The following is a 9,748-nucleotide window of genomic DNA, read 5'->3' as shown; positions in this document are numbered from 1 at the left end:
TCACCTGCCGTGAAACCAGACTGCATAACGCTGACTGGTTCAATCGCATGATTACTTTGGGCAGCATTCAGCGTTATGCAGTATATCCATGCCGCAGTCGGCCGCGCTTTCCACCAGGCGGCGGTCATTCCTCACCGCATCGTAAAAGCGGAAGCCGCCGGAGAAGTTATAGGCCTCGTATCCCTGTCCTTCCAGGATGCGGCAGGCAATGTAGCTGCGCAGCCCGCTCTGGCAGATGACGTAGACGGGCTTGCCTTTTTCGATTTCGGCAAGGCGCTCCCGCAGCTCGTCAACGGGAATGTTGCGAAATCCCCGTATGTGCCCCCGGGCATATTCCCCTGCCGTCCTGGCATCCAGCAGCGTGACGCTGCCGTCCCTGGGCAGCGCGTCCACATCCTCCAGATGCCACTGCTTCAATATGCCGCCCGCGATGTTGTCGATCATGAAGCCGGCCATATTCACGGGGTCTTTGGCAGAGGAATAGGGCGGCGCATAGGCCAGATCCAAATCTTTCAGCTCAGTGGCTTTCATCCCTGCATGGATAGCAGCGGCCAGGACGTCAATGCGCTTGTCCACGCCCTCGTAGCCTACGATCTGGGCGCCCAGCAGACGGTATGTCCCCTTCTCGAACACCACTTTCATGGTCATGACCCTGCCGCCGGGATAGTAGCCCGCATGGCTCATGGGGGAGAGGATGACCGTATCCAGATCCAGCCCGGCTTTCCGCCCATGGGTCTCATTGATGCCGGTGACGGCAGCTGTCATGTCGAACACCTTGATTACGGAGCTGCCCTGGCTGCCCGCGTACCGGCTGTCGCCGCCGCAGATATTGTCCGCGATGATCCGGCCCTGTTTGTTGGCAGGCCCGGCCAGGGAGAGCAGCACGTCCTGGCCTGTGACGGAGTGCTTTACCTGAACCGCATCGCCGGCAGCGTATATGTCGGGGACAGAGGTCTCCATCCGGCTATTGACTACAATGCTGTCTTTTATGCCCAGTTCCAGTCCGGCTGCCTTTGCCAGGGCCGTGTCCGGCGTGACGCCGATGGCAAGCACCACCATATCGGCATGGAGCGGGGCATTGTCTTTTAACAGCACGTCCACGCCGCCGTCCTTCTCCGCAAAGCCCTCCACAGTCTGCCCCAACACCAGCCTGACGCCATGCCTGCGCATCTCGCCGTGGATCATGGCAGCCATATCCGCGTCAAAGGGGCTCATCAGCTGCTTCGGCCGCTGGACGATGGCCACTTCCATGCCCAGCTCCAGCAGATTCTCCGCCAGCTCCAGCCCGATGAAGCCGCCGCCTGCCAGTATGGCGGATTTCGGATGGTGCCTGTCTATGTGCTCTTTGATGCGCAGGGTGTCCTCCACGGTGCGCAGGGTGAAAAGCTTGCTTATGCCTGTGCCGGGGAGCCTGGGCTGCGTGGGCCTTGCGCCGGGGGAGAGGATCAGCTTGTCGTAGCCCTCCTCAAATTCCTCCCCCGTCTCCAGGTTCTTCACGGAGACGGTCTTGCGCTCCGGATGGATTCCCGTGACCTCATGGCGGACTTTCATGGCCACCCGGAAGCGGGAGTAGAAGCTCTCCGGGGTCTGGAGTGTCAGCTCTTCCGAATCCGCGATCACGCCGCCGATATAGTAGGGCAGGCCGCAGTTGGCATAGGAAACATATCCAGACCGCTCAAATACGATGATTTCCGCCGCCTCGTCCAACCTCCGGATTCTTGCCGCGGCTGTGGCGCCTCCCGCCACGCCGCCTACGATCACCACTTTCATGTCATTCCACCTTTCCCCGATATGCGGCCATGCCGCCGATGTTGTTCACGTTTTCATATCCCATGCGCTGCAGCAGGCTTACTGCCTGGCGGCTTCTGGCCCCGGACTGGCAGTAGACGAACAGGGGCGTCTCTTTCTTCTCCGCAATGGCTGTGATTTTTTCAATCTGCTGCAGCGGCAGGTTCCTGCTTCCCGGAACATGCCCTCCCCCATACTCTTCGGGGGTGCGGACGTCCAGCAGGATCGCCTGGGGGACGGCCCTGTACTCCTCCACGCCCTGGTTGATATCCGGCTGCCGGAACAGGTCAAAGAATCCCATATGGCCACCTCCTTACAGCATCCCCAGGATGGCGCTCTTAGGTCTCGCCCCCATGGCCTGGTTGACTATTTTCCCGTCTTTCATCACCACCAGAGTGGGGATGCTCATGACGCCAAACTGCCCCGCAAGCTCCGGCTCTTCATCCACGTTGACTTTGCCCACCTTGATGTCGGAGCGCTCCCTGGCAATCTCCTCCACGATGGGGACCACCATACGGCAGGGCCCGCACCAGGGTGCCCAGAAATCCAGCAGCACGGGTTTATCGGAATCCATGACCTCGCTCCGGAAATTGTTCTTGTTGATATTGACAGCAGACATTTTATCGTCCTCCTTTGTTTTCCTTTGTGGCTCTATGATATCATGGATTTCTCTCTTTTTCTGTGATGATGTCACATATATCGATTTTATTTTTCAAAGTCCACAATCGCCTCAAGGTCGTAGAGGCAAAGGCTTTCCGAGCCCTGGGCTTCTGCCATGATTTTGTCATCGAAGCCGGATTCGGAAAACAAGGCGTAGTAAAATTTCGCCTTTTCCTTCTGCGGAGCCAGTTTCGCCTTTGTGTCAAGATACTCGGCATAGGCAAAGGGGCTGTGCTTGAATTTACATTCGCCCACCAGATACTCTTTCTCGTCTCTGCTGATGCCTAACAGGTCTATCTCCGTCTCTGCCATCCGCAGTCCGTTTTCCGCATTTTTATCACGGACAGTGGTCTTTCCCATCCAACGCCCCATCCTGGCATAGCGGAATGGCAGGGCGTTTTTCTTCTGGAGCTCCCGCACGAACTCCCTGCACACATCCTCGAACACGGATGAGGCAAATTCATGCAGGGCAGGGCGGACGAGATATTCATAGACTCCCTCCACATCCCCGTCCTCAAGCTGCGAGAGATTGGCGAAGCCGAATGCATACCAGAAACGGAAGAAATAATCGGTCAGGCGGTATGTCCCCCGGTTCGCATTGGCCTTCTCCTTCGTCCCTGCGTCAACGGAAAACTCCCGCCGGACAATCCCCAGTTCTATCAGGTTCTTCAAATAGACGCTGGTTTTGGAGGTATCCTCCAGCAGGGACTTCTGGCTGATGTCATTCAGCTTCGTGCTGCCCAGGGCCACTGCCTCAATGATGGCGTTGTAAATCGGGGGCTCCCGAAGTTCCTGATGAAGCAGGAAGTCCACCTCGCTGTAGAGCACGGAGCCCTTGGTCAGGATATTGCGCTTGATGTTTTCCTGAACGGAAAGCTCCGGTCTGAACTGATTGAGATAATGGGGAATGCCGCCAAGCACCGCGTAGGCCAGCACCTTGTCTCTTTCCGAATAATCCGGAAAAAAGCGGGCGGCCTCGTAAAATCCCATTTCGGTCATCTTGTAGATGCCTGTGGCCCTGCCGTATAATGGATTTTTTTCTGCCAGCAGCTCTTTCTCCACAAAGCTCATGGCGCTGCCGCACAGGACAATCATGACATTGCCGTCCTTCAGTTCCATGTCCCAGAGATTTTGCAGAATGGACGGAATGCTTTTGTTCCCTTTGCACATATAGGGGAACTCGTCGATTACAATGAGCTTCTTTTTTTCTCCGTACGGGAGATCCAGGATTGCCCGGAAAGCCTTTTCCCAATCCGCGAATTCTGAGAGATACTGCTTTGCAGGGATGTCCTCCCTCAGAATCTGGCTTGAAAATCTTGCGAGCTGTACTCTGTCCGTAGTCTGTGTACAGAAAAAAAAGAGGTGGGGCTTATCCCTGCAAAATTCTCTGAGGGTCTCTGTCTTTCCCACGCGCCTTCTTCCATACAGGACAATCAGCTGACCCTTTTTTTCATCGTATTTATCCTGTAGGAATCTTAGCTCTTTCTCTCTTCCTATGAACATGATGCCGGCTCCTCTCTTTATCTAATCCTGATTTACTAAATCTTGATTTGATATCATTATACCAAAAATGCCGGGAAAATCAAGATGGCAAAAAACCTGGGAGTGTGGTACAATGTTGACCCAGAAAGGGATTGTGCCGGCTTCTGGTTCCAAGCGCGACAGGGCGCGGGAAAATGCGGCATAATCTCAAACACAGTCACCAGGAACAAGGAATGAAGATACCATGCCGGACAAAAAGGCCTTTGAGGAAGCAAAAAGGAAAATCATCGGAATCGACAGACAGCGGCTGGGCATCGGCACGCTGTCGGAGAAGACAGTCCATGCCATCCTGAAGAACTACTATGAGCCGGACGAGGACAGGCAGGAAATCCCCATCGAGAATTATGTGGCGGACATCTTTGCAGGGGGAGAGATCATCGAAATCCAGACCAGGCAGTTCGACAAGCTCCGGGGCAAGCTCTCCGCCTTTCTGCCCCTGTACCCGGTGACCATCGTCTACCCCATCCCCCGGGAGAAATGGATCATCTGGATAGACGAGGAGACCGGGGAATTAAGCGGGAAGCGCAAGTCCCCTTTAAAGGGCAGCCCCTACACGGTGTTTCCCGAGCTGTACAGGATCAAGGCCTTCCTGAAAGACCCCCATCTGCGTTTTCGGCTGGTCCTGCTGGACATGGAGGAATACAAGCTCCTGAACGGCAGGGGAAAGAACCGGAAAATCAGGGCCAGCCGCTATGACCGCATTCCCACGGAGCTGGTGCGGGAGCTGGAAGTGGAACGGCCGGAGGATTTCCTGCAGTTCGTGCCCCCGGAGCTGGAGGGGCAGTTCACCACGAAGGACTTCGCCAAAGCCGCCCATATCTCCCAGGCCCTGTCCCAGGTGACCCTGAATATCCTGTATCACATGGGGACTGTGGCCCGGGTGGGCAAAAAGGGGAATCTGTACTTATATGAGGCCAACGACTTCTGATTCGCCTTACTTTTCCGCTTGAGCGGCGCGTTCATCTGCCGCTTGGTCCTGTATTGCGGAACGGAAGCTCCCTCCGGGGCGCATTCCGCTCCGCAATTATTTCGCCTATTTATTCCCGTTTTGACTTCCATCTGGCAATCAGCTTCAGAATGACGGCCGCTGTCAGAAAAGCGATGGTGAACATCCCGTAGGTCAGGATACTGGCATACCATGGGGCGGACCGCATCGCATATAACCCGGGACGTGTCCTGTAATCCCAGAACACATATATTCCGTGCCCCACAAAAACCCCGATGCAGGAACCGATTGCGATATTCAGGATGTAATTCAGTTTCTTCCACATGACAGACACCTCCCCGAAAAGAATGCTACAGCTTTACAGGCATCCGTCCTGTGGGCTGCCACTCTCCCCTGAACAGCTCCTCCAGGGCCTGCAAGGTCATAGGGGTATTGTCCCATGCCGCGATGCCTGTGACGCCCGCCGGAAGGCCTTTCAGGTCATAGGGGCTGTACAACGCCACCGCGATCACCGGCACGCCCAGCCCGGACAGCGCCTCCACCAGCCTGTACTGGCCGGCCTGCTCCCTGGCGGCAAAGAGGCTCACCACGATGCCGCTGGCTCCCTTTGCCCGCTCCACTGCCTCCCTGATCTCCTCTTCCTTCGGATCCGACCCCACGTCGAAATGCGTCCCGCCCAGCCGGGCCGCCATATGCGCCGCAAAGGTCTCCGACAGCTCCTCGTCGTTGAAGGCCAGAGTGGCGCGGTAGCTGCCGCTTCCGGTAAAGAAGGGAGCGGCTCCCAGGACAACCGGACCCACGCTTCCCTGGCTGCCACCGCCCTGGGCCGCAGCACCCTTGCCCGGCTTTTCCCGCTCCGGTTCCCCGCTGCGCAGGCCGTCCCCGGCCATGACCACGATGCTCTTCCTGCGGATCTCCCGCTCCAGCGCCCTGTCCTCCTCCGTGCACCGGCAGGGAGCCTCCGCGTCCGCGCTCTTAGCGTACTCCTCTTTCAGGCGGACGACCTTCTCCGCGGACCTGCGCATCTCCTCCCCGGAAAGCTTCCCCTCCTCCACTGCCTGTAAGACAGCCCGGGCGCTCTCCTCCTGGAGGGCCGCCGTGTGGCACACCAGCACCATGTCCACCCCTGCCGCCATGGCGGATACCACGCCCTTCACCGTGCCGTAGTATTTCTTGATGGCATCCATCTCCATGCAGTCGCTCACCACCAGCCCCGGGAAGCCCAGCCTGCCTTTCAGAACCTCGGTGACGATTCTCCGGGACATGGTGCAGGGCACATTGTCCGGCTCCAGCTTCGGGAACAGGATGTGGCTGCCCATGACAGCCGGAATCCCCGCCTCCATGGCCGCACGGAAGGGCTTCAGCTCCAGAGCCTCCAGCTCCTCCATGGTCTTGTCGATCACCGGGAGGCCTACGTGGGAATCCACCGCCGTGTCCCCATGGCCCGGGAAATGCTTGGCGCAGGAGAGGACCCCGCCCTTGCGGTATCCTCGGAAAGCGGCAGTTCCGTATGCCGCCACGGTCTCCGCGGTATCGCCGTAGCTGCGCACCCCGATCACCGGGTTCTCCGGATTGTTGTTGATGTCCATGCAGGGGGCCAGGTTGAAGTTCACGCCCACGGCCTTCAGCTCCTTTGCCGTGATATGGGCCAGAATCTCCGCGTTCTCCACCTCTCCCGTAGCCGCCGTGGCCATGGCTCCCGGCACGTTGCAGCCGTCTCCGGGAAGCCTGGTCACCTTGCCGCCCTCCTGGTCGATGGTGATGAAGGCGTCATGCCCCGTCTCCCTGCGCACCAGCTCCTGGATGTCCGCGCACAGAGCCTTCACCTGCTCCATGCTCTTCAGGTTGCGCTGGAACAGGATGACGTTCCCTACCTTGTACTCCTTCACCAGGCGCTTAAATTCCGGATCCAGCTCCGTCCCCGGGAATCCTATCACCAGCCGCTGTCCAATCTGTTCTCTCAAATCCATGTCGCTCCTCCTACTCAGATGCCGCAAAGGGCAGGCCATTCTGCGGAACCTGTCCCGGCATATGTTGTTTATCGTTTTTTCGCTTATCTTATTACATTCTGCCATTATGCCGCAAAGGGCAGGCTCATTCCATAACCATTCTGTCCCGGCTCAGTCCAGCCCGGCGATCCCGTCCACCGGCAGGGACATGACGATGCCCTGGGCCTTGCTGTTCATGCCGCACTGCCTGCCAATCTCCTGCATGATGGCCAGCTTGTCTTCCTTCTGGGCCAGTATCAGCACCACTTCCCGCTCCTCCTGGACGCTGATCTTCCAGAATTTCATGGCCTCCTGGTTGCCGATCCTCCTGCTGTGGAACACCGTGCCGCCGGAAGCGCCCTTGGGCCTGGCCGCGTTCATCACTTCCTCGCTGAAGCCCTGATTTACGATTGCCATGATCAAGCTGTACGCGTTCTCTGTCATATCCGCCTCATTCCTCTCCAATAGTCTCTTCTTCTCCTCCGGCTCCAGCCCCTCCATGAGCTGGACCAGGTGCCCGCTGCCGCCCGACATCAGGAGCGTGAAGGCTATCCCCGTGTTCGGCATCCCAAGGTGCAGCCTCTTGCGCAGTTTTTTCAGCATCTCGTCCGCGAAGGCCTTGGGCAGCATGGCCATGAGGATATTTTTGTCCACCCCGTCCAGGCCCAGCATGTCCATGACCTGGCTGGTGGCAGTGCCCTGGCCGTGGAAGATGTACTGGACGGGGACATTCCCCTCCTTGAACAGTCCCGCCGCCTTGCCCACCAGCTTCGGCGTGGCGATCAGAAGCAGCATGCGATAAGACATGATTTTATGATTGTCCCCCATCTCCGTCTTCCTCCTCGAATTCAATGATGTCGTCTGCAGCGCTATCCATAACAGGGATCTCCGCCTCCCGCACCGCGATCCGCTCCGTGACCCTCAGCTTGTACTGGTACAGGATTCCCATGAGCTGGATGGCGATCAGCGGCGTCAGGGCCACCAGAGCCACCACCCCGAAGGCGTCCGTCATCAGATTGCCCCCCGTGGCCTGGCAGGCCCCGATGCTCAGGGGCAGCAGGAAGGTCGTGGTCATAGGTCCGCTGGCCACGCCGCCGGAGTCGAAGGCGATACCCACGAACATCCTGGGCACGTACCGTGACAGCAGCAATGCGATCAGGTAGCCCGGGATGATGATGTACTGGATGGGCAGCCCCGTGAGCACCCGCATCATGGACAGGCCCACGCTGGCCGCCACGCCCCAGGACATGCAGCGGTTCATGGCCCTGGCGGAAACGGAGCCGTTGGTCACGCCCTCCACCTGGCGGTTCAGCACCTGGATGGCAGGCTCCGCCTTTACGATATAATAGCCGATCAGCATGCCGATGGGCACCAGCAGCCATCTCCACGCCTCCGAGGCAATCTCTTCGCCGAGCAGGGCGCCCAGGGGCGCGAAGCCCACATTCACCCCGCAGAGGAACAGCACCAGGCCCAGATATGTATAGGCGAAGCCCACCGCGATCCTCTTCACCTGCCTGCGGGGATACCGGCGGGTGAACCTCTGGAACAGGGCGAACACGATGGCCACGGGGACCAGCGATATCAGCACCTCCTTCATATAGGGGGGCATGTCGAAGAGGAATTCCTTCACCACGTCCCTGGTGGTGCCCACATCCGCCACGACAGCGCCGCTGTAGGCCGTCTCCCCGGGGCTGAAGAACATCCCCAGGATCAGCACCGCCAGGATGGGCCCCACGCTGGACAGGGCCACCAGACCGAAGCTGTCGCTGGAAGCATTCTTGTCGCCGCGGACGGAGGCAAGGCCCACGCCCATGGCCATGATGAAGGGAACCGTCATGGGGCCCGTGGTCACGCCGCCGGAGTCGAAGGCCACCGCCAGGAAATCCCTGGACACCAGGAAGGACACTCCAATCAGTGCGGTATAAAGTACAATCAGTATCGTAGAAAGGTTAATCTGGAACAGGATCCTCAGAATCGCCACCGCCAGGAAGATGCCCACCCCCACCGCCACAGTGAGGATCAAAGTCAGGTTGGGGATGCCAGGCACCTGCTCCGCCAGCACCTGGAGATCCGGCTCAGAGATAGTGATGATGGCCCCCATGGAAAAACCGATGAGGAAGATCAGGGGGATCCTGCGTGCCTTGGATATCTGGACGCCGATGCCTTCCCCCAGAGGGGTCATGGACATCTCCGCCCCCAGCTGGAAGAATCCCATCCCGATTACCAGCAGGATCGCCCCCACCAGGAACATCACCATGATCCCCAGCTCCACCGGAACCAGCAGGATGCTCAGCAGCAGGACGATTCCCGTGATGGGAAGCACGGCCGACACCGACTCCAGTATCTTCTCTTTCAGCTTTTGATTCACGCGACCACCTCTTTTTCCTGTCTCCAATTCTATTCCCTTATATCGTCATCTTTCCCTGTTCTCCGTGGCGATGATGTTGCTGCCGAATACGTCCCGAAGCAGCACCTCCCCGATGGCCACGGGAAGCTTCGCCGTGTGGGCGTTTATCAGGGCCATGCAGTCCATGACTTTGGATTTCGGGATGGGCCTGTCGGTCTTCACGGACAGGACTTCCCCGTTGTCGCAGCGCATGGTGCTGGTCACCGTCCTCTGGGGGCGGGTCACCTCCGCCTGGGCATAGGCGGCTCCCCGCTTGCAGGTATTGCCGCTTATGGACTTGACCTCCTCCCCCTCCAGCTCCACGGTGAGGGAGCAGCCCATGGGGCATATGATGCATGTCATCTCTCGCTTTGTCATTGTATGCGCTCCTTTTGTCTCCTGATTCCTTCCGTCAGGGGTTGGTTCGGGCCGTCCCGC

10 protein-coding genes are annotated in these 9,748 nt (G+C 58.5%); 1 reads left to right on the top strand and 9 read right to left on the bottom strand.

Annotated features, from left to right (window positions below; translation table 11 throughout):
• Positions 1–51: 51 nt before the first annotated feature.
• The 4 genes from Q2B33_RS05880 to Q2B33_RS05865 form a co-directional block, all read right to left on the bottom strand.
• Entirely contained in the window at positions 52–1,770 is a 1,719-nt protein-coding gene (locus Q2B33_RS05880) for an FAD-dependent oxidoreductase (RefSeq protein ID WP_300783476.1), read from the bottom strand.
• A 1-nt stretch (position 1,771) separates the two neighbouring features.
• The gene (locus tag Q2B33_RS05875) at positions 1,772–2,089 is read right to left on the bottom strand and encodes a rhodanese-like domain-containing protein (RefSeq protein WP_300572665.1); all 318 of its coding nucleotides are present in this window, start codon (positions 2,087–2,089) and stop codon (positions 1,772–1,774) included.
• Between the two features lie 12 nt (positions 2,090–2,101).
• Positions 2,102–2,407 (bottom strand): thioredoxin, encoded by a 306-nt coding sequence (trxA, locus tag Q2B33_RS05870; protein WP_296469791.1) that lies wholly within the window; start codon positions 2,405–2,407, stop codon positions 2,102–2,104.
• 86 nt (positions 2,408–2,493) lie between these two features.
• Entirely contained in the window at positions 2,494–3,951 is a 1,458-nt protein-coding gene (locus tag Q2B33_RS05865; protein ID WP_300572660.1) for an ATP-binding protein, read from the bottom strand.
• Positions 3,952–4,174: 223 nt separating this feature from the next.
• On the opposite strand from Q2B33_RS05865, the gene Q2B33_RS05860 reads away from it, so the two are divergent.
• Complete coding sequence (locus Q2B33_RS05860) at positions 4,175–4,918, top strand: hypothetical protein (RefSeq protein WP_300572657.1); 744 nt, start codon at positions 4,175–4,177, stop codon at positions 4,916–4,918.
• Positions 4,919–5,027: 109 nt separating this feature from the next.
• On the opposite strand, the gene Q2B33_RS05855 is transcribed toward Q2B33_RS05860, so the two are convergent.
• The 5 genes from Q2B33_RS05855 to Q2B33_RS05835 all read right to left on the bottom strand — a co-directional run bounded on the left by Q2B33_RS05855 (position 5,028) and on the right by Q2B33_RS05835 (position 9,688).
• Positions 5,028–5,261, bottom strand: a complete 234-nt coding sequence (locus tag Q2B33_RS05855; protein WP_300572654.1) for a hypothetical protein — start codon at positions 5,259–5,261, stop codon at positions 5,028–5,030.
• Positions 5,262–5,286: 25 nt separating this feature from the next.
• Positions 5,287–6,906, bottom strand: coding sequence for a beta-N-acetylhexosaminidase (nagZ, locus tag Q2B33_RS05850; RefSeq protein ID WP_300572651.1), 1,620 nt, complete (start codon positions 6,904–6,906; stop codon positions 5,287–5,289).
• 150 nt (positions 6,907–7,056) lie between these two features.
• Entirely contained in the window at positions 7,057–7,752 is a 696-nt protein-coding gene (locus tag Q2B33_RS05845) for a hypothetical protein (protein WP_296458223.1), read from the bottom strand.
• The gene (locus tag Q2B33_RS05840) at positions 7,736–9,292 is read right to left on the bottom strand and encodes a DUF1538 domain-containing protein (protein WP_300783480.1); all 1,557 of its coding nucleotides are present in this window, start codon (positions 9,290–9,292) and stop codon (positions 7,736–7,738) included. The genes Q2B33_RS05845 and Q2B33_RS05840 overlap by 17 nt, the downstream gene beginning before the upstream one ends.
• A gap of 45 nt (positions 9,293–9,337) precedes the next feature.
• Positions 9,338–9,688 carry a DUF1667 domain-containing protein gene (locus Q2B33_RS05835; protein ID WP_296458216.1) on the bottom strand — a complete coding sequence of 117 codons (351 nt, stop codon included), beginning with the start codon at positions 9,686–9,688 and terminating at the stop codon, positions 9,338–9,340.
• Between the last annotated feature and the right edge of the window lie 60 nt (positions 9,689–9,748).

It is taken from the genome of uncultured Acetatifactor sp. (assembly GCF_948601915.1).
GTDB lineage: Bacteria > Bacillota > Clostridia > Lachnospirales > Lachnospiraceae > Acetatifactor.
Note: the sequence above shows the minus strand (reverse complement) of the source record. Positions and strands in the feature narration are given on the sequence as shown.

Coding starts and splice junctions, on each gene's coding strand:
- Q2B33_RS05860 (WP_300572657.1), top strand. CDS start 4,175: ATGCCGGACAAAAAGGCCTTTGAGGAAGCAAAAAGGAAAATCATCGGA.
- nagZ (WP_300572651.1), bottom strand. CDS start 6,906: ATGGATTTGAGAGAACAGATTGGACAGCGGCTGGTGATAGGATTCCCG.
- Q2B33_RS05845 (WP_296458223.1), bottom strand. CDS start 7,752: ATGGGGGACAATCATAAAATCATGTCTTATCGCATGCTGCTTCTGATC.
- Q2B33_RS05875 (WP_300572665.1), bottom strand. CDS start 2,089: ATGGGATTCTTTGACCTGTTCCGGCAGCCGGATATCAACCAGGGCGTG.
- Q2B33_RS05880 (WP_300783476.1), bottom strand. CDS start 1,770: ATGAAAGTGGTGATCGTAGGCGGCGTGGCGGGAGGCGCCACAGCCGCG.
- Q2B33_RS05835 (WP_296458216.1), bottom strand. CDS start 9,688: ATGACAAAGCGAGAGATGACATGCATCATATGCCCCATGGGCTGCTCC.
- trxA (WP_296469791.1), bottom strand. CDS start 2,407: ATGTCTGCTGTCAATATCAACAAGAACAATTTCCGGAGCGAGGTCATG.
- Q2B33_RS05855 (WP_300572654.1), bottom strand. CDS start 5,261: ATGTGGAAGAAACTGAATTACATCCTGAATATCGCAATCGGTTCCTGC.
- Q2B33_RS05865 (WP_300572660.1), bottom strand. CDS start 3,951: ATGTTCATAGGAAGAGAGAAAGAGCTAAGATTCCTACAGGATAAATAC.